The organism is bacterium SCSIO 12696 (genome assembly GCA_024397955.1).
Taxonomy (GTDB): Bacteria; Pseudomonadota; Gammaproteobacteria; order Pseudomonadales; family Porticoccaceae; genus SCSIO-12696.
On record CP073744.1, the window covers coordinates 1,156,876 to 1,181,699 of the forward strand.

Annotated in this window: 19 protein-coding genes; 15 read left to right on the top strand and 4 right to left on the bottom strand. The window is 51.6% G+C overall.

Annotated elements, in window-relative coordinates:
- Nucleotides 1-138: 138 nt before the first annotated feature.
- Nucleotides 139-3,426, bottom strand: a complete 3,288-nt coding sequence (locus tag KFE80_05335; GenBank protein ID UTW46309.1) for a glycosyl hydrolase — start codon at nucleotides 3,424-3,426, stop codon at nucleotides 139-141.
- A 277-nt stretch (nucleotides 3,427-3,703) separates the two neighbouring features.
- On the opposite strand from KFE80_05335, the gene KFE80_05340 reads away from it, so the two are divergent.
- The 13 genes from KFE80_05340 (at nucleotide 3,704) to KFE80_05400 (ending at nucleotide 21,758) form a co-directional block, all read left to right on the top strand.
- Nucleotides 3,704-5,686 (top strand): sodium-translocating pyrophosphatase, encoded by a 1,983-nt coding sequence (locus KFE80_05340; protein ID UTW46310.1) that lies wholly within the window; start codon nucleotides 3,704-3,706, stop codon nucleotides 5,684-5,686.
- Nucleotides 5,687-6,143: 457 nt separating this feature from the next.
- Nucleotides 6,144-7,199, top strand: coding sequence for a hypothetical protein (locus tag KFE80_05345; GenBank protein ID UTW46311.1), 1,056 nt, complete (start codon nucleotides 6,144-6,146; stop codon nucleotides 7,197-7,199).
- Complete coding sequence (locus KFE80_05350; protein ID UTW46312.1) at nucleotides 7,199-8,230, top strand: hypothetical protein; 1,032 nt, start codon at nucleotides 7,199-7,201, stop codon at nucleotides 8,228-8,230. Before KFE80_05345 ends, KFE80_05350 begins: the two co-directional genes overlap by 1 nt.
- Nucleotides 8,231-8,242: 12 nt before the next feature.
- On the top strand, nucleotides 8,243-8,671 hold the full coding sequence (locus tag KFE80_05355) for a hypothetical protein (protein ID UTW46313.1): 429 nt from the start codon (nucleotides 8,243-8,245) through the stop codon (nucleotides 8,669-8,671).
- Between the two features lie 14 nt (nucleotides 8,672-8,685).
- Nucleotides 8,686-9,609, top strand: a complete 924-nt coding sequence (locus tag KFE80_05360) for a peptidoglycan-binding protein (protein UTW46314.1) — start codon at nucleotides 8,686-8,688, stop codon at nucleotides 9,607-9,609.
- A 412-nt stretch (nucleotides 9,610-10,021) separates the two neighbouring features.
- Nucleotides 10,022-11,944 carry a PrkA family serine protein kinase gene (locus KFE80_05365; GenBank protein UTW46315.1) on the top strand — a complete coding sequence of 641 codons (1,923 nt, stop codon included), beginning with the start codon at nucleotides 10,022-10,024 and terminating at the stop codon, nucleotides 11,942-11,944.
- Nucleotides 11,945-11,999: 55 nt separating this feature from the next.
- A complete protein-coding gene (locus tag KFE80_05370) occupies nucleotides 12,000-13,283 on the top strand; it encodes a YeaH/YhbH family protein (GenBank protein ID UTW46316.1) in 1,284 nt (427 codons plus the stop codon).
- Nucleotides 13,280-14,794 carry a SpoVR family protein gene (locus KFE80_05375; GenBank protein UTW46317.1) on the top strand — a complete coding sequence of 505 codons (1,515 nt, stop codon included), beginning with the start codon at nucleotides 13,280-13,282 and terminating at the stop codon, nucleotides 14,792-14,794. Before KFE80_05370 ends, KFE80_05375 begins: the two co-directional genes overlap by 4 nt.
- A gap of 135 nt (nucleotides 14,795-14,929) precedes the next feature.
- A complete protein-coding gene (locus tag KFE80_05380) occupies nucleotides 14,930-16,720 on the top strand; it encodes an FAD-dependent oxidoreductase (protein UTW46318.1) in 1,791 nt (596 codons plus the stop codon).
- Complete coding sequence (locus KFE80_05385; protein UTW46319.1) at nucleotides 16,717-18,600, top strand: 2-oxoacid:acceptor oxidoreductase subunit alpha; 1,884 nt, start codon at nucleotides 16,717-16,719, stop codon at nucleotides 18,598-18,600. The genes KFE80_05380 and KFE80_05385 overlap by 4 nt, the downstream gene beginning before the upstream one ends.
- Nucleotides 18,597-19,649 carry a 2-oxoacid:ferredoxin oxidoreductase subunit beta gene (locus KFE80_05390; GenBank protein UTW46320.1) on the top strand — a complete coding sequence of 351 codons (1,053 nt, stop codon included), beginning with the start codon at nucleotides 18,597-18,599 and terminating at the stop codon, nucleotides 19,647-19,649. Before KFE80_05385 ends, KFE80_05390 begins: the two co-directional genes overlap by 4 nt.
- Nucleotides 19,650-19,709: 60 nt before the next feature.
- On the top strand, nucleotides 19,710-20,939 hold the full coding sequence (locus tag KFE80_05395; protein UTW46321.1) for a multifunctional CCA addition/repair protein: 1,230 nt from the start codon (nucleotides 19,710-19,712) through the stop codon (nucleotides 20,937-20,939).
- Nucleotides 20,940-21,002: 63 nt separating this feature from the next.
- Complete coding sequence (locus KFE80_05400; GenBank protein UTW46322.1) at nucleotides 21,003-21,758, top strand: SIMPL domain-containing protein; 756 nt, start codon at nucleotides 21,003-21,005, stop codon at nucleotides 21,756-21,758.
- A gap of 12 nt (nucleotides 21,759-21,770) precedes the next feature.
- On the opposite strand, the gene folK is transcribed toward KFE80_05400, so the two are convergent.
- From folK to tsaD, 3 genes are read right to left on the bottom strand one after another with little or no spacing between them, the layout of a single operon-like run.
- Nucleotides 21,771-22,250: a 2-amino-4-hydroxy-6-hydroxymethyldihydropteridine diphosphokinase gene (gene folK / locus KFE80_05405; protein UTW46323.1), complete on the bottom strand. Its 480-nt coding sequence runs from the start codon at nucleotides 22,248-22,250 to the stop codon at nucleotides 21,771-21,773.
- A complete protein-coding gene (gene folB, locus KFE80_05410; protein UTW46324.1) occupies nucleotides 22,247-22,606 on the bottom strand; it encodes a dihydroneopterin aldolase in 360 nt (119 codons plus the stop codon). The genes folK and folB overlap by 4 nt, the downstream gene beginning before the upstream one ends.
- Entirely contained in the window at nucleotides 22,599-23,660 is a 1,062-nt protein-coding gene (gene tsaD, locus KFE80_05415; GenBank protein UTW46325.1) for a tRNA (adenosine(37)-N6)-threonylcarbamoyltransferase complex transferase subunit TsaD, read from the bottom strand. Before tsaD ends, folB begins: the two co-directional genes overlap by 8 nt.
- 303 nt (nucleotides 23,661-23,963) lie before the next feature.
- Between tsaD and rpsU the strand changes: the two genes are divergently transcribed.
- Together rpsU and KFE80_05425 are read left to right on the top strand one after the other, a co-directional pair.
- Nucleotides 23,964-24,179, top strand: coding sequence for a 30S ribosomal protein S21 (gene rpsU, locus KFE80_05420; GenBank protein ID UTW46326.1), 216 nt, complete (start codon nucleotides 23,964-23,966; stop codon nucleotides 24,177-24,179).
- Nucleotides 24,180-24,332: 153 nt separating this feature from the next.
- Nucleotides 24,333-24,782 (top strand): GatB/YqeY domain-containing protein, encoded by a 450-nt coding sequence (locus KFE80_05425; protein UTW46327.1) that lies wholly within the window; start codon nucleotides 24,333-24,335, stop codon nucleotides 24,780-24,782.
- Nucleotides 24,783-24,824 lie beyond the last annotated feature (42 nt).

Sequence of the window (24,824 nt, forward strand, 5' to 3'; positions counted from 1 at the left end):
TTTGCAATGATGTATATCTACGCTGGGAGGTATCGGGTATTGCCTACTGTGACACGCCGTAAATACATCCATGTAGGCTCGTCGCCAGCATCCATGCTGGCGGCGGTCACAATAGGCAACACCCGAGACTTCAAACAACTACGGCAATTTCTGCCCAGTCACATAAGGCGCACCTGCCGCTTTCAGTTTTTCCTCCACAGCAGGAATGGCCACCTCAACGATACGACGCAGCTTTTCACTTTCTTCCGTCAGCTGTCGTTGCGCCCAGGCCAAACTTTCCTTATGAGTCGGCGTTGGCCCATAGGAGGAGAACGCCGTGCCATTTTCCGCTACAGAAATCAGATTTTGAATGGTCTTGACATTGGACAGGTATACCTCCGCTTTTGACTGATCACCGTTCAGGTGGTGGTTAATCTCCAATAGCTGACTGCGCAGCTGGTGCAATTCCTCATCCAAACCACCCGGCTCAACGCTGGATTGTTGGATCGCCAGTTGCAGCATAGCCACTTTATCCGTAGCCGCTTTCAAGCCCTGGTAAACCGCACCGGCATCCCGCTTGGCCTGAATGATCTGCTTCCAAAATCCGACGGTGGCCTCCATCGGCGAACCCGGTAAAGCACCTTGGTTCATTTTCTCCACAGTAAATTGTTGCGGGCCTTGCAATACCGTTACCTGACCGTTTATCTCTTTTGACAAGGTGACGCTGTACTCGCCGGGAGCTGCCATAAATCGTGATTTGATGTAGCGATTATCCGCCACTGGTTCCGGGCTGGTAATCACATTGGCCTCTGGCAGCGCCAAATCCCAGGCGACTCGGTTAACGCCTTTTTTATTGCTGCCCTCAACCCGGCGAACAACGTTGTTGTCACTGTCTTTTACCGTCAGCCAGATTTTAGGCGGCTGCTCGCGGCGCTCGGCTTCCACCGCCTGCCAACCGGGAAAAGCGATGTTCTTACCGGCTTCTTTTAAGGGTTTTTCTTTTGCCTGACGGCGCTCTTTGGCGCTTTTCACCTTGTCGTTCAAATAGTAGGTAAACACCGCACCAAAGGGCGGGTTGGGCGCCGCATAATAGCTGTGCCCTTGAGAGCCTTTGAATTCAAAACGATCCACCGGCCCCTTTTCCACATACCACCAGGCTTTGCGGGTCGGGAACAGTTGCGCTTCATTTTTAAGACTGGCTTCAGAAATATCTCGCAGCGCACTGTAATCATCCAGCACAAAAAAGCCGCGGCCAAAGCTGGCCAATACCAAGTCGTTTTCCCGGCGCTGAATGCCAATATCACGGAAGGCGATGGTGGGTAACCCGCCGTTCAATTCCAGCCATTTTTTGCCGCCGTCCACGGTAAAGAACACGCCAAATTCGGTGGCGGCAAACAGCAATTCCGGTTTGACATGGTCTTGCACCAAACGCCACACCAGATGTTTATCCGGAAGCGTTGAGCTAATGGATTTCCAGCTTTTGCCCCGGTTGGTACTTTTCAGCAGGTACGGCTTGTAGTCGCCAAATTTGTGATTATCCAAGGCGATGTAAACCGTGCTGGCATCGAACAGGTCGGCGCGAATGTCGTTGATAAAAGCACTGTCCGGCACACCAGGCAAGCTGCCTACTTTGGTGCTGCGCCAGTTGTTGCCACCGTCTTCACTCACTTGAATCAGACCATCGTCGGTACCTGCATACAGCAGCCCTTCCTGTAATGGCGATTCCGCCAACGAGGTAATGGTGCTGTACTCAGACATCGCCCACATATCCCAGGCAGCATCCCAGCCAGGCTGGCCATCCATAATCGGCTGTTCAATGCGCTCCAGATTTTTGGTCAGGTCGCCGGAAATAGGCGTCCAGCTGTCGCCACGATCTTCACTGCGCCATACCCGTTGAGAAGCGTAGTAAAGGCGGCTGGGCTTATGAGGGCTCACCAGAATGGGCGCATCCCAGTTAAAGCGCTCTTCTGGCTCACCAGGCTTGGGCTGTGGCTGGATATACACCAGCTCGCCAGTGGTGCGATCAATGCGCATCAAATTACCCTGCTGCCACTCGCCGTACATAATGTTCGGGTTACCCGGCTCGGTAGCGGGTTGGTGGCCGTCGGCAAACAGCACCATTTCCCAATCGGCGTTGCGAATGCCGTTGGCGTTGTCGGTGCGCGACGGCCCACCTTGGGTGCCATTATCCTGGGTGCCGCCGTAGATGTTGTAAAACGGCTCGCTGTCATCCAGTGCCAATTTGTAGTACTGGGTCACCGGCAGGTTATCGATAAAACGCCAGTGCTCGCCGTTGTCAAAACTCTCATAAATACCACCGTCGGAGCCTACCATCATGTAGTCTTTATCATCCGGCAGAAACGCCATGGCGTGGTTGTCCGAGTGTTTAAACTCTTCCTTCATGGGGGCGAAGGTTTTGCCGCCATCGTTGGACTGCAACATACGGTTGTTGGCGAGGAATATCTGGTCGAAATTGTGTGGGCTGGCGTACAGTTCCTGATAGTAGTGCGGGCCGGTAGCGCCAGCTACAGCGTCGGACATTTTGGTCCAGCTGGCACCGCGGTCACTGCTGCGATAGACACCACCGGTGCGACGATCCAGCTCAATGGCGGCGTAGAGCACATCCGGGTCGATGGGTGATATGGCCAAACCAATCTTGCCCATATCCGACTCTGGTAAACCAGTAGATAGCTCTTCCCAATTCTCACCGCCATCTTCACTGCGATACAACGCGGTGCCAGGGCCACCATCCACCAGCGCCGCCACGGTGCGGTGACGTTGCCAGGTTGCTGCATACAGACGATCCGGATTGCGCGGGTCAATCACCAGATCCGTAGCACCAATCCACTTTTTATCGCCAAGAACCTGCTTCCAGGTGTCGCCACCATCGGTGGTTTTAAACAAACCTCGATCGCCGCCCTTTGACCACAGCGGCCCCTGCGCAGCCACCCAAACTGTATTGGGGTCAGTGGGGTGAACAATGATTTCGGAGATATGTTCGGAATTCTCCAGCCCCTTGTTCTCCCAATTCTGGCCGCCATCCGTGCTCAAATAGATACCATCACCAAAACTCACATGGCGACCACTGACATTTTCCCCGGTGCCTACCCAAACTCTGGCGGAGTTGCTTGGGTCAATCACCACCGCGCCGATGGAATACACCGGCTGCTTGTCGAATACCGGCGTCCAAGTGGTGCCCGCATTGGTGGTTTTCCACACACCGCCAGAGCCCACACCCACAAACCAGGTGTTGCGATTGTTGGGGTCGATGGCGATATCGGCAATACGACCGGACATAAACGCGGGGCCTATATTGCGAAATTCCAGGCCGTTAAAGGTTTCTGAGTTCATCGGGCCGTCTTTATCAGCGGCAGTCACTTCGTGGGGAAAGAGCGTAAAAGCACTGATTAACAGCGCACAAACAAGAAACTGGCTGATGGTATTCATTCGATAACTCCGATGCTGGAACGGGTGGAAATGAAATTTAGTATTACTGTGACGAAAAGTCTGTCGCTGACCTCAATCAATACCGTTCTCTGGGGTTTACACCACCGCCATACCGCCATTTACTTTACAGCCCATACCCAACTGGGGTTAGATAGGTGGCGTTGGAGTGCCCGGAAGATCGCTTTATTAAGGAACAAGTTAGGATCGGCCGGCTCAAGCAGTACTGACAAATAACCAATAAATAGCAGTATCACCAACTTATCTTCCGGGGGTATCCATGTTTGACAACCCTGCCCTGCTTCCACCCCTGCTCGGGGTTGTGGGCCTGATCGTTGCCTTTTTTATCTACCGAATTGTTGTGCGTTACCCGGAAGGGGAAGCCAACATCAAAAAAATTGCCGACCAGATTCATATAGGCGCCATGGTGTTTATGCGTCGTGAATACAGCATGTTGGCGATTTTCGCCGCCGTCCTGCTGGTGCTGATCTACTTCTCTGATTTGGGCGGTGGCACTGCCCTGGCATTCCTTGTGGGTGCATTGAGTTCTGCCATTGCTGGCTGGCTGGGTATGTTCTCCGCTACCAAGGCCAATGTGCGCACAGCCACAGCGGCCAATACCAAAGGGCCTGCGGCGGCACTTTCAGTAGCCTTTTTCGGCGGTTCTATTATGGGACTGTGTGTGGCCTCTCTTGGCCTTGTTGGTCTCGGCTCCCTGTACTACTACTTCGGTGGCGACCCCCACACCGCTCATACCCTGCATGGCTTTGGTATGGGTGCCTCGGTGGTAGCGCTGTTCTCCCGTGTGGGCGGCGGCATTTTCACCAAGAGCGCCGACGTGGGTGCAGACTTGGTGGGAAAAATTGAAGCTGGTATTCCCGAAGACGACCCCCGCAACCCCGGCGTAATCGCTGACAACGTGGGTGACAATGTGGGTGATGTGGCTGGTATGGGCTCGGACATTTTTGAATCCTACTGCGGCTCTATGATCGCTTCCATTGCCATCGCCGCCACCGTCAACAGCAGCGAACTGATGTTCCTGCCACTGGCGCTGGCCTCGATCGGTTTGGTGTCATCGGTACTGGGCATCTTCCTGGTACGTTTGCGTTCCAACTCAGCGCCCAGCGCGGCGCTACGCACCGGTACCTTCGCCGCACCCATCATCTTTGTTATCGCCGCCTGGTTCCTGATGGACGCTATGGGTATTGAAACCAATGTTTGGTATGCGGTACTTAGCGGCGCTGTTGGTGGCATTTTGATCGGCCTGGTAACCGAGTACTACACCGGCGGCGGCCCGGTTCGCAAAATTGCCCGCTCCGGGGAAACTGGCCCGGCCACCATTATGATTACCGGCCTGGCGGTGGGCATGCAGTCGGTAGTACTGCCGATTCTGTTTATCGGCGCCATTATTTACATTTCTACCGATCAGGCTGGCTTGTACGGTGTGGGCATCGCCGCTGTGGGTATGCTGTCCACTGTGGGTATTACCATGGCCATCGATGCCTACGGCCCAGTGGCGGATAACGCCGGCGGCATTGCCGAAATGGGTGGTATGGGTGAAGAGACCCGTGAAATTACCGATTCACTGGATGAGTTGGGCAATACCACTGCCGCTATCGGTAAAGGATTTGCCATCGGCGCCGCCGCACTGGCAGCCCTGGCCATTATTGCAGCCTTTATCGAAACCGTGCAGATAAACGTACCGGACTTCTCTCTGGAGCTGTCTAACCCGCTGGTGCTGGTGGGCATGTTTATCGGTGGTTGTATCCCCTTCCTGATTGCTTCCATCACTATGACCGCTGTGGGCGACGCGGCTTTCGATATGATCCGCGAAATCCGCCGCCAGTTTAAAGAGATCACCGGTCTGCTGGAGGGCAAAGCAGAGCCTGATACTGCACGCTGTGTGGATATCGCCACTACCGCTGCACTCAAGCGCATGTTGCTGCCCGGCGCTATTGCCGTCGCCGCCCCGCCACTAGTGGGTTTTGGTTTAGGCGCAGAAGCACTTGGTGGCTTATTAGGCGGTGGTCTGCTGGGCTGTGTATTGCTGGCTCTAATGATGGCCAACGCCGGTGGTGCTTGGGACAACGCCAAAAAGTACGTGGAAAAAGGCAACCTGGGCGGTAAAGGCTCCGATGTTCACTCCGCCGCTGTGGTGGGTGATACCGTAGGCGACCCGTTCAAGGACACCTCCGGGCCTTCTATGAACATTCTTATCAATGTAATGGCGATTGTTAGTTTGGTAATTGCGCCGCTGCTGTAACCCAGAAAATTTAAAGCAAAAATAACAGGGGCAGCTAACCGGCTGCTCCTGTTGTTGCAATTGAATAATTCATATCTTCACCGGTTAAATCCAACTCGCACGCTCATCCTGGCAACTCATATCTTTTATGTAACCGGGTAGGTCTCGTAAAGTTTTTTCAAACACTCAGTGTTTGGCAAAAAACTTTTCACCTTTCACGTGCTCACACTACTCTCAGACTTTTCGAGTTTAAAACTTGAATTCCCGCTCATGGGGGTCTAAAACTATTAGTAAACTCACTCAATACATGGAAGTAACCCATGATACGTTACTCTCGCCTGCCCCATTCTCACCACAGAAAAAAATCAAATTTATCAGCCAGCTCGTCTCAAGGGGTGGTTTTTTTCATATTACTATTACCATCAAGCACAAACTCGGATAACAACTAATTATCCCAAGGACTATACGGGAGCAAACAATGTCAGAAAGTATATCGGGCAAACGTTTTGTAACAGGGATTATCACAGCAGCAATAAGCTTGATTGTCATCTATGTTACCGCTCATGTGTTTATTCCCATGCAGGCTAAAATCACTGACGACTCTGCCTATATTAACGAGCACGGGGAACTCGTCCTATCCGATCCTTATGTTATCTACTGGGTTGTCGGAGAAGATAAAGCTAATATCATTCTAGATCGAATGAAAGCCGCAAGCGCTGATATTCGTCGCTTACTAACTCGCCGAAATAACCATAAGAAGTCCCTTATGAGTGAATGGGAATCAGCATTTGGCGACGAGGCCGTACTGCTGAATTCTCCGGATGACACGCTCAAACAGGCAGACCAGACGGGAGACTGGCAAGCGGCCACACTAACGGCAGAAAAGCTTGCCACTTCTTACCGAACAGCGGGTAACGCCACCTTGCGTGAAAACGCAAACAGACTAGCTGACACCTATCGTACTCTATCGCGCTTGAAAACCAGGCAGCAGCAAGACTTCAGAAGCCTGAAGCCATCTCAACTTGAGAGCTTTTTTTGGACTACTCCAACAGGAACCATACTTGAAGTTTTCTGTTTCGCCCTATTCGGAGTACTAACCAATTTATTAAAAAATTCAGCAGAGTACTTACGGCGCGGCGAGTTTCGTTCATCCGAACGATGGATTGCTTACACCAAACTTGTATACGGGCCAATCGTTGCTGTAATGCTCGTACTGGCGATTATCATGGGTTTCTTCGATTTGGGCGACTATGAAACCCGCGCCAACACCTTGCCTATTCTTGGTTTTATTCTGGGGTATATGACCCGCAAGGCGGTCAATCTACTTGATCGCCTTGGAAATCGAATCTTGGGTCAGGCAAGTGATTCTGTTGACTCTGGCCCCAAACAAATTGCAGAGAAACGCAGGCGATACATCGCACGTTATGCAGATCTACTGCGCCCCGCCTCTTTAGTTGAAATGAAAGCCAACCTCAAAGAACTGGCGCACATGCATGTTAAAGCAGAAGTGCTTGCTCGAAAGGAGGATAAGTAATGCACTGTTTTAAGGCTCTATGGCCCATATTCTTTATAATTCTGACCGGGTGTGCAACGTCCAACGCAGTCAAAGACCTTGGTGCTTCACTGGCCGATTCCAACGAAAAAATGTCAATGGCTCATTTGGAAACACTATCTGCATATCAAACTTCTCTTGAAAACTTTAAAACAGAAATAAGCACTTTAAAAAACACAGCAATACATCTTTCCGCCGCACTGAATCAAGCTCGAATGCATCAGGCCAATTCTATTCGGAATGAGTTAGTCATTCGATCTCTCGATAAATATGACACCCGAGTTCTCGAATTTCTCAACAAAAAATTACCCGAAAGTGCCGAGGATCTGTTTTGGGAAAAGGTTTACGCGAAAAGAGATTCAGCAAAGGCCAACGAAGCCGGTGCCAGGGTGTTATTAAAAGCAGACCCGACAGATGTAGCCCAGCAAGTAGCGTATCGACAGTTTGGCATACAGTCCGAGCATGTTCTTCGAATAGCATTTGAGAATGAGTCAAAACGCCACACCACCCTACTAGAACAATTTCAAGAGTCACGTGAAAAACTGCGCCTAGATTCACTTGAACTTTTAACGAGCAAAGTCAAGCACACATCACCCGATGTATCGGCCATTACTGCCGAAGCCCAAAAATCCATTGATGAAATACAGCGAATCATCGATAGAATTATTCAGGCAAAAGCTGATATCGAAGCTGGCTATGCTGCGCAAAGTAAAGCTTTAGAGCAAATCAATCGGTATCTGGAAAAACCTGATGCATACAAGTTATTCGTCACTGGCATCCGGGATAAACTAGTAGAACTGGTCAGCGCCCTGGGAGATAAATTCAGCAATAAAGTCAGCAGTTATACAAACCAAGTAATTTCCAAGATCAATAGTAATTCTGATGCACTTATTTCGAGCACTAACGACAAAATAAACCAGCTCGTAAATACAGCTGCAGAAAACTTCGAAAAAGCCGCGATAGACCAACTAAAAGCGGCTTCAAAAAAAGTCACCCAAAAACCCTCTCAATAAAGGAGAATCATTATGCCACGACGTGTATTTGAAGATCCTGACATAGACCCTGCTCTAATCGCAGAAGCGCAGGCCGTTGTTGACGAAGCTTCTCGCTCATTGGACCAATGGATCGATAAAAACTTCGCGCGAATTGAAGCAGATATCAAGTCCGACCTTGATTCAATGACCAAAGATGCAGCTCAACAGATCAAGACGGCTCAGGAAAAGGATGCACGTATCAATGAGCAACTTATTAATTCTTTTAAGCGGTTGCAATCAGCTGCCCAAGAGCTAAGCCCACTTGATGCGGACCAAAAAACGGTTATCGACAAGATAACTCAACTCACCGAAGAAGTTTCAAGTGAGCTGGCTGCCCGCACAGAGCGCTGGCACGGTTTGGGTGGGAACGTGGTTGAAGTCGCCAAAAGCGCTATCACCAAGGCGATCGGTATCAGTTAATACGAGATAGCATCATGCTCAAACATGAAGATGGGTTCCCCCACAAAAATCCAAGCGTTAATCATGAAGTTAAACACCTCCAGCGGCTATTGCGGTTAATTTTTGACAAACCAATCGCCATAGACGGTCTATTCGGCCGTAAAACAGAAAAGATGATTTTTGATGTTCAACAACATGGTCAGTTACAAAAAACCGGCATTGTGGACGACGCTACTTGGCGAGTTATTGAATCTACGGCACTATCAGCCCACGCAGCAGAACCAACCGATGCGAAGCTTTCTGCAAGCCAAAGGTCACAGACGACATCTAATCTCAATGATGACCGTGGCAAGCTCAATCTCGAAAAGTCGGCCATTGACCATAACCAAATCGACGGTTTTCGTGGCTCTCTTGAGCGTATTCATAGGTGGGAAGGCCATGCGGGAAAAGCCTACTGGCCCGGAGGAAATTCAGGGGTCACATTAGACCCCGGATATGATTTAGGCCAGCAACCATTTGACAGAACCCTGCATCTCTACAGAGACATTCTTGATAGAACCCAACTCAGAGCGGCAGAAGACGCTACTGGCTTAAGGGGGCAGCAAGCCAAGCGGCAGCTGCGCCACAGCTCTGAACTCGTCTCTATTCGCGTAAGCAGGTCCCAAGCATTATCAATATTTCCCATTTTGATCTCCCCCTACTGGCTTGCTATCACGCAACGGTTTCCAGCATTAACAAATACCGCCACACCGCCTGAAGTACAAACCGCTTTGCTGTCGCTGGCATTCAACCGTGGGCCATCAAATCTCGGGCTTGTTGTTCTCAAACCGCATATTCAAATCGAGGACTGGTTATCCTGCAGCCGGGAAATTAGCGCCATGCAACAAGACCACCAACTGCGTGGCATCCGTCAGCGAAGACGGGAAGAGGCTGAGTTGATCAAAGATGCTCTTTCCTAAGCGCCATCGCACCGAACCCCTGTTTTAAAATAATAACGTCAATGTAGGTTTTCGTTACTCTTTTCCAATCAGTGACTCTCGGGTCACTTATCGTCACAAAGTCTTTGTGGCGTTTAAAGTCAACTCATCCATTTCTCAGCGTTTTAAGTAACTGGTTCTCAAGTTCTAAACCCAAACCGCCGACTAATAACTATGGACGGTTGCTTTACCGGGATTACAGGGCTTTCGAGAATTAACAACAGAAAATCAGGAGGGCATTTTTACAAAGGTTAGCCATTAACATATAGCCCATTTTTGGCCCCATTGCCCAACAAGACAAATCGTCACTTTACGTTAAGAATAGTACTAAAACAGAAAAGCACGGGAGTATATAGCCACCAGCAGGGTCAGAAATGGTACAGAGGAGAGACTCATGACTATTTTCAACCATTATCAACAGCGCTACGAAGCCACGCAAATGGAGGAATACAGCATTCAGGAGTATCTGGAGCTGTGTAAAAGTGATCCTTCAACCTATGCCACCGCCGCCGAGCGAATGCTCTTGGCTATCGGCGACCCGAAAATGGTGGACACCTCCAAAGACCCCCGATTAAGTCGCATATTTTCCAACAAAATCATCAAACGCTACCCGGTGTTTGATGATTTTTTTGGTATGGAGGAGTGCATTGAGAGCATCGTGAGCTTCTTCCGCCACGCCGCTCAGGGTTTGGAGGAGAAAAAGCAGATTCTCTACCTATTGGGCCCGGTGGGTGGCGGTAAGTCTTCACTGGCTGAAAAACTGAAGTCCCTGATGGAAAAGCAACCCATTTACGCCCTTAAAGGCTCACCAGTATTTGAGTCTCCACTGGGGTTGTTCCAGGCCGGCGAAGACGGCGCCATTCTTGAAGAAGAATACGGTATTCCCAAGCGCTATCTGAGTACAGTGATGTCCCCCTGGGCGGTAAAACGGCTGCATGAATACGGCGGCGATATCAGCCAGTTTAGAGTGGTCAAACTGACACCATCCATTCTCGATCAAACGGCTATTTCCAAAACCGAGCCAGGCGATGAAAACAACCAGGATATCTCCTCTCTGGTGGGCAAGGTGGATATTCGCAAACTGGAGGAATACCCGCAAAACGACCCGGACGCCTACAGTTTCTCCGGCGGTATGTGCACCGCCAACCAGGGGTTGATGGAGTTTGTGGAGATGTTTAAAGCGCCCATTAAGGTGCTGCACCCCCTGCTGACCGCTACCCAGGAAGGCAACTACAACGGTACCGAAGCCATCGGCGCCATCCCCTTTGAAGGCGTAGTGCTGGCACACTCCAACGAATCCGAGTGGCAAACCTTCAAGAACAACAAGAACAACGAGGCCTTTATCGATCGGGTGTATATCGTCAAGGTGCCCTACTGCCTGCGCGTTACCGAAGAAATTAAGATTTACGAAAAACTGCTGCAAAACAGCTCCCTGTCTACCGCCCCTTGCGCACCGGACACTCTGGATATGCTGGCGCAGTTTACGGTACTGTCGCGGCTGAAAGAGCCGGAAAATTCCAGCGTTTATTCCAAAATGCGTATCTACGACGGCGAAAGCCTGAAAGATCGCGACCCCAAAGCCAAGTCCATTCAAGAATACCGCGACAATGCCGGTGTGGACGAAGGCATGAACGGACTGTCTACCCGCTTCGCGTTTAAAACCCTGTCGAAAGTGTTTAATTTCGATTCCACGGAAGTGGCCGCCAACCCGGTACATCTGCTGTATGTGTTGGAAAACCAGATTGAACAGGAGCAGTTCCCCAGTGAAATTCACGACCGCTACCTGAACTTTATTAAAGAATTCCTGGCCCACAATTACATCGAGTTTATCGGCAAGGAAATTCAGACGGCTTATCTGGAATCCTACTCCGAGTACGGCCAAAACCTGTTTGATCGTTACGTTACCTACGCGGATTTCTGGATTCAGGATCAAGAGTACCGTGACCCGGAAACTGGAGAAATTCTTGACCGCGCCTCTCTCAACGACGAACTGGAAAAAATCGAAAAACCGGCAGGCATCAGCAACCCGAAAGACTTCCGCAGTGAAATTGTCAACTTTGTACTGCGCGCCCGGGCCAACAACCAAGGCAAAAACCCTGCCTGGACCAGCTACGAAAAATTGCGTTCAGTGATTGAGAAGAAAATGTTTGCCAGCACCGAAGACCTGCTGCCGGTTATCTCCTTCAACGCCAAAGCAAGCGCCGAAGACCAGCAGAAACACCAGGACTTTGTGCAGAGGATGGTGGAACGTGGCTATACAGAGAAACAGGTTCGGTTGTTATCGGAGTGGTATTTGCGGGTGAGGAAGTCTCAGTAGTTTCAGGAACTGAAAAAACGGTTTCCTCAAAGCAACCCACTGGAGCTCTGCTCAAATGACCAACTACTTTATCGACCGCCGCAAAAATGCCAAAAACAAAAGTGCTGTTAATCGACAGCGATTTTTGCGCCGTCATCGAGCCCAGATAAAGGAAGCAGTGGCGGAGCGTTTGCGCAAACGCGGCATTACCGATATTGAAGGTGGCGAAAAAATTGGCATTTCCGGAAAGGACTTAACTGAGCCAGTTTTTCAGCACGGCAGCGGTGGCCGTAACACCCATGTACTGCCTGGCAACAAAGAGTTTGTGCGCGGCGACCAATTGCCCCGCCCGGAAGGCGGCGGTGGCCAGGGCGCTGGTGAAGGCAAAGCCAGCAATCAGGGCGAAGGCATGGACGAGTTCGTGTTTGAAATCAGCCAGCAGGAATTTCTGGACTTTCTGTTTGAAGATATGGCCCTGCCCAACCTCACCAAACGGCAACTGGCGGGCAACGAGGAATTTAAACGGGTGCGTGCTGGTTTCGCCAATCAAGGCACCCCCAACAACATCGACGTATTGCGTTCCATGCGCGGCGCCAGTGCCCGCCGCCTGGCCATGACCATGGGTAAACGCCGACAGCTGCGTCAGGCGGAAGCGGAACTAAAAACCCTACTCACTACTCAGGACGACAGTTTCAAAGATCGCATTGCTGAACTGGAAGAAAAAATTGCCGGTCTGAAACGCCGTATCGACGCGGTGCCGTTTCTGGACGATATTGACATTCGCTACCGTCGCCACCGCAAGGAACCGGTGCCAGTGTCCAAGGCAGTCATGTTTTGTCTGATGGATGTGTCCGGTTCCATGGATCAAAAAACCAAAGACCTGGCAAAGCGATTTTTTATCCTTTTGTATTTATTCCTGTCACGCAATTACGACAAAACCGAAGTGGTATTTATTCGCCACCACACCACCGCCAAGGAAGTGGACGAAGAAGAATTTTTCTACTCACGGGAAACCGGCGGCACCGTGGTATCCAGCGCCCTGGATTTGATGAAAACCATTGTCGAAGCCCGCTACCCGGTGAACGAATGGAATATTTACGGTGCCCAGGCCTCCGACGGCGATAACTGGCCAGAAGACTGCGGCCGCTGCATCGACGTGCTGAGCAACGACATCCTACCCCTGGTGCAGTATTACTCCTACGTGGAAATCTCCAGCCGCGGCCCAAAACCGCTTTGGGAGTCCTACCAACAAGTACTGCAAAGCAACCCTCAAGCCTTTGCCATGCAACACATCACCGGGCCAGAGGATATTTATCCGGTGTTCAGGGAGTTGTTTGGCAAACCGTTGGAGGTGGCATGAGCAAACCCATCTCCACCACCTCCGAATGGACGTTCGAACTGCTGCAGGAATACGACGACGCCATTGCCGCCATCGCCGACAGCTATCGGTTAAGCACCTACCCCAACCAAATTGAAGTGATCAACTCCGAGCAAATGCTGGATGCCTACGCCTCTTCTGGCATGCCCATCAACTATCATCACTGGTCGTTCGGCAAGCACTTTATCAGCATGGAGAACAGCTATAAGCGCGGCCATATGGGGCTGGCCTACGAAATTGTCATTAACTCCGATCCCTGCATCGCCTATTTGATGGAAGAAAATTCCATGTGCATGCAAGCGCTGGTGATCGCCCACGCCAGTTACGGCCACAATTCATTTTTTAAAAATAACTATTTATTTAAGACCTGGACCGACGCCAGCTCGATCATTGACTACCTGTTGTTTGCGCGAAACTTTATCGCTCAATGCGAAGAACGCCACGGCGTGGACGAAGTGGAATCTCTGCTGGACGCCTGCCACGCCCTGATGAACTACGGTGTCGACCGCTACAAGCGGCCATACCCGCTGTCTATTCAGGAAGAGCAGACACGACAGCAGGAACGAGAAGCCCACCTGCAACAGCAGGTCAACGAATTGTGGAAAACCATTCCTGTTAAAGAAGCGGAAGAAACCACCCGGGCACACCCGGTTTTTCCATCAGAACCTCAAGAAAATCTGTTGTATTTTATTGAGAAAAGTGCGCCTTTATTGGAACCCTGGCAACGGGAGGTAGTGCGCATTGTTCGCAAAGTGGCCCAATACCTTTACCCGCAACGGCAAACCAAGGTAATGAACGAAGGCTGGGCGTGCTTCTGGCATTTCACCATTGTTAATGATTTGTACAAACAGGGCCTGGTGAACGATGGTTTTATGGTGGAATTCTTACAGCACCACACCAACGTCATCTACCAGCCGGAATACGACTCCCCCTACTACAGCGGCATCAACCCCTACACCCTGGGTTTTGCGATGATGCAGGATATTCGCCGCATCTGCGAAAGTCCCACCGAAGAAGACCGCGAATGGTTTCCGGATATTGCCGGTAGCGACTGGCTTACCACCCTGCATTTTTCCATGGAAAATTTTAAGGACGACAGTTTTATTCTGCAGTTCTTGTCACCCAAAGTGATCCGTGATTTAAAACTGTTCACCATTGTCGATGACGATCAGCAAGATCATTTGGAAGTGGGCGCCATTCACGACGAACAGGGTTATAAACAGATTCGCCAAGACCTCGCCGCCAGCTACAACCTGGGCAATATCGAACCTAATATTCAGATAAGCGAAGTGGATGTACGCGGCGACCGCTCTTTAACCCTGCAACACTGCCAATACAACAATCGCCCGCTGGGAGACACCACCGAATCAGTCATGCGCTACCTTCACCAGCTGTGGAAATTCGATATCAAGCTGGAATCCATTGTCGATGATGAGGTGGTGCAAACTCTCCACTACCCACCACGTCGCCAGGAAAAACCCACCGAGGAGTAACCGCAAAAAGGTTGTTTCCGCTTTTTTGTCAAAAAATTGCCAAAAAACATTCACATTTCCCGAAAACCCAATACACTGTGGCATACAACAATAAAAACAGGGTGTAAATACCCTTAGAGGCTGGGAGACCATAATTTGAAACCCACCGATACCAAAAACCCGGAGTATTTTCACCGGGTCGTCGATTGCCAATACGCCTGCCCGGCGCATACGCCAGTTCCTGAATACATTCGCCTGATTGCCCGTGGCCGCTACAGCGATGCTTATATGCTCAACTGGGAGTCCAATGTGTTTCCCGGTGTACTGGGACGCACCTGTGATCGCCCCTGCGAACCCGCCTGCCGCCGCGGCCGGGTGGAGGAACAGCCAGTGGCCATCTGCCGTCTGAAGCGTGTGGCGGCGGATTTTAAAGACGACATCAAAGATAGGCTACCAGACATCGCCCCTGCCAACGGCAAAAAAATTGCCCTGATTGGTGCTGGCCCGGCCTCATTGACTGTGGCACGCGATTTGGCACCACTGGGTTACCGCATCGATATTTACGATCAGCAAAAGCTGGGCGGTGGCTTTATGCGCAGCCAGATTCCCTCGTTCCGATTACCTGAAGAGGTGCTTAACGAAGAGGTGAATTACATTCTCGATATGGGCATTGCCACCCACTTCGATACCTATATCAGCAGCCTGAAATACATTCTCGACAAAAATTACAACGCAGTGTTTGTAGGCTCCGGCGCGCCTCGTGGCCGGGACTTGGCAAAACTACCGGGCAGGCAAGAAGCAGACGCCAACATCCATATCGGCATCGAATGGCTGGCCAACGTGGCCTTTGAGCACACCGCCAAAATAGGCAAAAACGTACTGGTTCTGGGCGGAGGCAACACCGCCATGGACTGCTGCCGCACCGCTCGCCGCCTGGGCGGCAGCGATGTAAAAGTTGTAGTACGCAGCCCCGCCAGTGAAATGAAAGCCTCCCCTTGGGAAATTGAAGACGCCCAGCACGAAGATATTCCCTTCTACGATTGCCATGTGCCACTGGAGTTTATTACTGAAAACGGCAAACTGGTGGGCATGCACTTCGACAAGGTAGTGGCGGAATACGACGAAGATGGCCGCCGCCAATTAAAATCCGCCGGCGAGCCACCAGTATTTTTCCCCTGCGACGATGTGCTACTGGCCATTGGTCAGGAGAATGCCTTCCCCTGGATTGAGCGAGATATCGGCATCGACTTTGGCAAATGGGATATGCCGGTGGTGGACGAAGTCACCTTCCAATCCAGCAACCCCAAAGTCTTCTTCGGCGGCGACGCTGCCTTTGGCCCCGCCAATATCATTACCGCCGTAGCCCATGGTCACCAGGCCGCCGTATCCATCGACCTGTTTTGCAGCGGCCAATCGGTGACACAACGCCCGACTCCCGGCACCAATCTGGTCAGCCAGAAAATGGGCGTCCACGAATGGGTGTACGACAACCAAATTGAAAACAGCGAACGTCAGATCGTTCCTCTGGCAGACAAAGCCTGCGCCCTGAAGGACCGAAAGCTGGAAGTGGAACTGGGCTTTAACCTGCAAACCGCGCTGGAAGAAGCGGAGCGCTGCCTGAACTGCGACGTACAAACCGTATTTACCGAAAGCGCCTGCATCGAATGCGACGCCTGCGCCGACATCTGCCCCACCAGCTGCATCAACTTTACCGCCAACAGCGACGAAAGCGATTTGCGCAGCCGCCTGAACGCACCGGCCACCAACCTGGAACAGGATTTAATGGTGTCCGATTTACTAAAAACCGAACGAGTGATGGTGAAAGACGAAAACGTCTGCCTGCACTGTGGGTTATGTGCAGAACGCTGTCCGACAGGGGCCTGGGATATGCAGAAGTTTGATTACTCCGTTACCCAGGCTGGGCAATCAGCGGGGGGCTCCCAATGAGCAAAAAATCAATCAGCTCCCTCAACGATTTTGTTATACGGTTTGCCAATGTCAACGGTACCGGCTCAGCCAGCGCCAATGGCCTGTTTGCCAAAGCGCTGTTTCGCATGGGGCTTCCCATCAGCCCGAAAAATATTTTCCCCTCCAATATTCAAGGGCTGCCCACCTGGTACGAAGTACGGGTTTCTGAAAAAGGCTATCTGGGCCGTCGTGGCGGCGTGGATATTTCCGTGGCTATGAACCCACAAAGCCTGAAGCAGGATATCGACTGCCTGCAAGCGGGTGGCTATTTGATTTACGACAGTACCAAACCACTGGATATACGAGTGCAGCGAGACGATGTTCACTACCTGGGCATTCCTCTCACGGAAATGTGTCAGCGGGAATACGACGATCCGCGCAAACGGCAACTGTTCAAAAATGTGATTTATGTGGGTGCCTTGGCGGCGCTGTTGGATATGAATTTCAGTGTACTCACCGGGCTCGTAGCCGACACATTCAAGGGAAAGGAAAAACTGGTGCTACCCAATATTCACGCTTTGGAAATGGGCTACCAGTACGCTCAGGAGCACTTTCAGTGCCCCTTGGGTATTCGTGTGGAGCGCCGCGATCTGACCGCCGAAAAAATTATGATGAGCGGCAACGACGCCCTCGGTTTGGGTGCCGTTTATGGCGGTGCCACCGTGGTAGGCTGGTACCCCATCACCCCATCCACCTCAGCGGTGGAGGCGTTTGAAAAATACGCCAATAAATTTCGTATTTGCGAACAAACCGGCTGCAAAAAATTCGCCCTGATTCAGGCGGAAGATGAACTAGCCGCTATCGGCATTGTGATTGGCGCCGCCTGGAACGGAGCCCGCTCCTTTACCGCCACTTCCGGCCCCGGTGTGTCGTTGATGTCTGAATTTCTTGGCCTGGCGTATTTTGCCGAAGTGCCAACAGTTCTGTTCGATATTCAACGCACCGGCCCCTCTACGGGCATGCCCACCCGCACTCAGCAATCAGATATTCTTGCCGCCGCCTACGCCTCCCATGGAGACACAAAACACGTGTTGTTATTCCCGGCGACGCCGAAAGAGTGCTTTGAGATGAGCGCCCTGAGCTTTGACCTGGCGGATCGCTTACAGACACCCATTATTCTGCTCAGTGATCTGGATTTGGGAATGAATGATGTAATGTCGGACCCTCTGGAGTGGGACGACAATCGTCAGTACGACCGCGGCAAGGTTCTCAGCCGAAAGGATCTGGAACGCATGGATACACCTTTTGGTCGCTACCGGGATGTGGACGACGATGGCATTTGCTATCGCACCTACCCAGGCAGTCACCCACAAAAAGGCGCGTACTTTACCCGTGGCAGTTCCCACAACCGGGACGCTGCCTATACGGAAAAATCCGAAGACTATGTGGACAGCATGGAGCGCCTGCTGAAAAAGTGGCACACCGCCAAATCTCTGGTGCCAGCACCACAGCGCTATGGCAACCCCAGTACCGATAAAAGTACAGATATTGGCATGCTGTTTTTTGGCACCACCACCGACGCGGCCCTGGAAGCCCAGAACATCCTGTCGGAAGAAGGCATTTATATAAACGCCCTGCGGGTGCGTGCCTTTCCCTTTAACGATGACGTAGAAGCCTTTCTCTCCGAACACCAACAGGTATTTGTGATCGAGCAAAATCGGGACGGCCAACTGCGTACCCTGCTAATGAACGAATGTTCAGCGGACCCATCCCGCTTGATCCCTTTAACGCTTTACGATGGCATGCCGGTGTGCGCTCAAGATATCAGCCGGGAAATTCGCAAAGCCCTGAAGATAGATAATGTCACGCCGCTGCGCGCCCAAACCGGGGGAGACTTACTTTCAGGAGATCAGCAATGACCTATCACCGCCCCAGTTTCCGCCACCCAGATTTGCCCACCAATGAACTGGGCCATACCCGCCAATATTACGAGGGAGCGCTATCCACCTTGTGTGCCGGCTGCGGCCACGACTCGGTGAGCGCGGCCATTGTGCAAGCCTGCTTTGAGCTTGCTATTGAACCCCATCATGTGGCCAAACTGTCCGGTATTGGCTGCTCCTCAAAAACCCCAGCCTACTTTCTCAACCAGGCACACGGCTTTAACTCGGTACACGGTCGTATGCCATCGGTGGCCACCGGTGCCAATGCTGCCAATCGGCAAATGGCCTATATCGGTATTTCCGGCGACGGCGACAGCGCTTCCATCGGCTTTGGCCAGTTTTCTCACGTGGTACGTCGCAACCTGAATATGCTGTATCTGGTGGAAAACAACGGCTGCTACGGCCTCACCAAAGGCCAGGATTCAGCTACTGCGGATGTAGGCTCCGCCGGCAAACGGGGTATCGCCACCGCCTTTGAGCCTATTGACCTCTGTGCCCAGGCACTGCAACTGGGTGCCACCTTTGTGGCGCGCAGCTTTTCCGGTGACAAACAACAGCTGGTGCCCTTACTAAAAGCCGCCATCACTCACAAAGGGTTTGCCTTTATTGATGTGATCTCCCCCTGCGTGACTTTTAACAACACCACCAACTCCACCAAAAGCTACGACCATATGCGCGAACATATTCGCCAAGCCGATGTGGTCGACTTTGTACCCGCAGAAAAAGAAATCACACTGGAATACGCCCCCGGCACGACACGGGAATTGGAATTACACGACGGCTCAGTGATTCATCTCACCAAGGCCCAAAGCGACCTGGATACCTCCGACCCTCACGCGGCACTCAATGCTATCCACGACCACAAGGTGCGCGGCGAAGTACTTACCGGGTTGCTGTACCTGGACACGAACCTGCGTGACTTCCACCGGGTCATCAATACCATGCCATCGCCACTGCGGGACTTGCATGAAAAAGACCTGTGCCCGGGCAACGCTGCATTAGCCGATATCAATAGCAGTTTGCGATAACGCACTCACACTGCTTGCAGCCAGTAGCCCGCCGCCCGCAGCTTCTTTACAATCCCCCCCATGGAAATCTATCTGGTGGGCGGCGCAGTACGCGATTCATTACTCGACTATCCCGTTGTTGAACGGGATTGGGTGGTAGTGGGCGCCACCCCTCAACAGATGGAAAGCCAGGGCTACAAAGCCGTAGGCGCTGACTTCCCGGTGTTCCTGCACCCGGAAACCGGCGAAGAATATGCGCTGGCTCGTACAGAACGCAAAACTGCTCCCGGCTATAAAGGCTTTCAATTCCACGCCGCAGAGGACGTCACTCTGGAGCAGGATTTGCTGCGCCGCGATTTGACCATTAACGCTATTGCTCAAGATGAGCAGGGAAATCTGTTCGACCCCTATAACGGCCGCGCTGACTTGGATAAACGGGTTTTGCGTCATGTCTCCTCGGCGTTTGCGGAAGACCCGCTGCGGGTACTGCGGGTAGCCCGTTTTGCCGCCCGCTACCACCACCTGGGGTTTACCATAGCGCCGGAAACAATGGCGTTGATGTCGCAGCTGGCAACCAGCGGCGAACTGAACGCACTGACCCCTGAACGGGTTTGGAAAGAAACCGAGCGCGCGCTCGGTGAGCGATCACCCCAACTCTTTATCGATGTATTGCGCCAATGCGGCGCTCTTAAAATTCTGTTCCCGGAAGTGGATGCACTCTTTGGCGTTCCTCAGCGGGCTGATTACCACCCGGAAGTGGACTCCGGCATACACACGATCATGTCACTGCAACAATCTGCCCTGCTCAGCGACGATACCGCTGTGCGCTTTGCGGTACTAGTGCATGACTTGGGTAAGGCCATCACCCCCAGCGATATTCTCCCCCGCCATATCGGTCACGAAGAACGGGGGGTGCCGCTGGTCAAAGCGCTATCCGAGCGCCTGAAGGTGCCCAATCGCTTTTACGTGCTGGCGAAAAAAGTCACGCGCTACCATCTGTTGTGCCACAAAGCGCAAACCCTGCGCCCGACAACCATTTTGAAGTTACTCAAAGGGCTTGACGCTTTTCGCCAACCGGATCAGTTAGAGCTATTTTTATTGGCTTGCACCGCAGACGCTCGCGGCCGCACCGGTTTTGAAAATACCGAGTACTCCTCCGCGAATTGGTTACGGAGAATTCATCGGGAACTGCAAATGGTCAGTGCCAAAGAATTTGTCGAGCAAGGTAAAAAAGGCGCGGAGATTGCTGAAGCGATGGATAGAAAAAAACTGGATATTATCGCTGAATACAAGAAAAATGTAGTTCAATAAATACCCACTTGCCTATTTTGATCTATTGACAATATCGGCATACCTAACAACACGGAGTTTGTTATGAAACGCATTTTATTTTTGCTTATCTTTTTATATGCGCAGACCTCGATTTCAACAGAGTTGAAAGGAACACCTGAAGAACTTAAAAGATATTTTTATCCAAATAAAGTTACTGTGACATTACATGGTTATGCGGAGAGAGTCGTACAATCAGACACTGCAACTGTTTCCATCATTGTATCCACAGAAGCAAAAGAAATGCGCGGAGCGTTGGCTGAAAACAGCCGCATCAGACAACAAGTTATTGCCACCCTGGTAAATTCAGGAATTGCCAAAAACGACATTCAAACTGCTTCATTCTCAACTTCTCCAGAAATTGGTTACTTTTCAAAGCGCCCTACAAGCTACAACAGTGTCAACAAAATTAATGTTGCAGTCACTACTGAGCAACAGTTTTCAGCTGTAGCTTCTCTGGTCGACGAATTTAAAAGCGTCTCGTTAGGCGAAATAAAGTACAAACACAGCAAAAAGAAGGAGCTAAACCGAGAACTAGTTTCTGAAGCCTTGGCAGACGTCATCGCTAAGAAGGTAATCTACGAAGAACAACTTGGCATAAAGCTGAAGGTTTATGACATCGGCTCACTGACAAATAGAAACAGATATGAAAGCGACGGTATTGACGAAGAGATTGTTGTTACTGGGTTACGCCGATCCAGCTATTCTCAAAAATCATCGACACCTGAGCCCCTATCATTCGGCGAACTTAATTATTCAACACACAGATCAGTGACATTTGAAATTATTGAAAGCGACTAATTCCAACTAAACTTAGCGAAACTCAACCGGCCACAATTTCTGTGGCCGATCGTATTCCCACCAAAGCTGCCGATAGGTTTTTCCGACCTCAGGGTGGGTTAATTCCGGGGCTAAATCAGAGAGTGGCTTTAACACATAAGCATTGGTCAGAATTTCCGGCCTTGGCAACTCCACGCCACTAACCGTACCGCTCACATCGCCATACAACAGAATATCCACATCTAGGGTGTGACAAGGGTTTTCAGTATCCCGACAACGCCCCTGCCGCTGCTCCAGTTGCCGCAGCGCACGATACAACTCAACGAGCGGTTGATCCGTTTGAATGGCCACCACTAGGTTGTAAAAGCGTTTACACTCAACACCCACTGGGTCGGTTTCATAGATTGGAGAACACTGCAAACTGTCGTAACACTGCTCAAGCCATTGCAAGGCCGCGCGAATGTTATGACTGCGACTTTGATTACTGCCAATACCCAGGTAAGCGGTAATCACTGTGGTTTACTGCCTCGCTCAATCAGCACACCCACATCGCGAGCGGCGGCAACGGCACCGGGTTTACCCAAGCGCAGTTTTACCCAAGGCACAGAAAATTCATTGAGGATAATTTGGCAAACCTGTTCTGCCATGGTTTCCAGAAGCTGAAATTCGCTGGTAGACACGAATTCAATCAAGCGATCAGATACCGCTTTGTAGTTAAGCGTGTGCTGAATATCGTCGGTGGCTGCAGCCTGGGCGATATCCCAGGCCATTTCCAAATTCAGCACCACGGTCTGCTGCACTTGCCGCTCCCAGTCGTAAATGCCAATTACGGTATCGATGCGCAAATCACTGATATAGACCCTATCCATTTACAGTATCCACCTGTAGACCACCAGCAATCCCGTCCAACTCATCCAGCGGCCAGCGTGGGCGGGCACTGACTGCCAAGCCTTCATTGTGCCCTGCTAGCAGTCGCTGGCAACCGGCGTAGGCGATCATGGCGCCATTGTCGGTACAGAATTCATGGCGGGCATAGAACACCTTACCACCCACTTTGGCCAGCGACTGTTCCAGTTTTTCCCGCAGGCGGGTATTGGCAGAAACACCACCGGCAATCACCAACGTTTTATGGCCAGTTTGTTCGAGAGCGCGACGGCATTTAATAGACAGAGTGTCCACCACTGCCTCTTGAAAAGCGCAGGCGATGTCGGCCATGGTTTGATCATCTGGCAGAACATCGTCGCCACGGTGTTGCGCCACTATATTGAGGGTATAAGTCTTCAGGCCGGAAAAACTGAAATCCAACCCAGGACGATCAGTCATGGGCCGGGGAAAACGAAAGCGCGTTGGATCACCCTGTTCCGCCAAACGAGCGATATGCGGGCCGCCAGGGTAATCGAGGTCGAGCATTTTGGCGGCTTTATCAAACGCCTCACCAGCCGCATCATCCAGTGACTCACCCAACAGGGCGTACTCACCAATACCCGCCACATCCACCAATTGGGTGTGGCCACCGGAAACCAGCAACGCCACAAACGGAAATGCCGGAGACTCCGCTTCCAACATGGGGGCCAGCAAATGACCCTCCATATGGTGCACGCCAACCGCCGGCACATCCCAAGCGTAAGCCAGTGAACGTCCCACACAGGCACCCACCATCAACGCCCCAACCAGGCCAGGGCCAGAGGTATAAGCGATACCTCCAATATCATCACGCTGGCAACCCGCTTCATCCAGCACCTGGCGGATTAACGGCAACAGCTTGCGTACATGGTCGCGAGAAGCCAGTTCCGGCACCACACCGCCATACTCGGAATGCACATCTATCTGGCTGTACAGTGCGTGTCCAAGCAGGCCACGCTCGCAGTGATACAGCGCCACGCCAGTTTCGTCGCAAGAGGTTTCGATACCCAGTACTAGCATCTATATAAAGCCGCCTAATAGAAAGGAGTTGGGATGATACGATGAAGGCAGCCTGTGAGCCACTTTTCCCAGACCGTTGGCCGCAGGGATAGCGGCCACCGAGCGTACAGGGATGTCATTTACAGCGTGTCTGGGAAAAGTGGCTCACAGGCTGCTAGCTGTGGCACACAAATCGCGCAAAAACACCCTTTGCATTCCCTATCTGACCTGTATAGAATACGCGCCCTCAAAGGCCTGGGCCGGTTTTGCGACTGCTTACAGGGCCATTAACAGACAGACAATCGATACAACAGGATTTTTTACATGCCAGCTGTACGCGTAAAAGAAAACGAACCTTTTGACGTTGCCCTGCGCCGCTTCAAGCGCTCCTGCGAAAAAGCAGGTATTCTGGCGGAAGTACGCCGTCGCGAGTTCTTTGAGAAGCCCACTTGGGCTCGCAAGCGCAAAGCCGCTGCCGCTGTTAAGCGTCACGCCAAAAAGGTTCAGCGCGAGTCTCGCAAGTTCGTTCGTATGTACTGATACCGCTTCGCGGTCACTGTACAAGCTACCTCGCTGTAGTATCGCAAAGCGCCGATGATCTCATCGGCGCTTTTTGTGTTTGTGGAAAAACGATCCAATCAAGGTAAACTCCCCTCTTCAATTATCAGGAAACCATCCATTGAGAAAGAAGCCATGAGCGATACGTTAAAAGATCAGATCAAAAGCGCCATGAAAGACGCCATGCGCAGCAAAGAAAAGGAACGCCTGGGGGTTATTCGCCTGATTCAAGCCGAAATCAAGCGCATTGAAGTGGACGAGCGCATTGAGCTGGATGATGCACGCACCCTGGCTGTGCTGGACAAAATGAGTAAACAGCGCCGCGACTCACTGAGCCAATACCAGGATGCCGGCCGCGATGACCTGGCGGCCCAAGAGCAAATGGAATTGGACGTGATCGCCACCTTCCTGCCCGCCGCTCTTAGTGAAGCAGAACTGGAGCAGATTGTTAGCGAAGCGATTGCCAAAACCGATGCCACTGGCATGGCCGATATGGGCAAGGTGATGGGTATCGTCAAACCCCAGGTACAAGGCCGTGGCGATATGGGTGCAGTAAGCAAAATGGTTAAGGAGAAACTGGGGTAATACTGTTATGCCCGCGCAGGTGGGTATGGCGACGATGAGTTT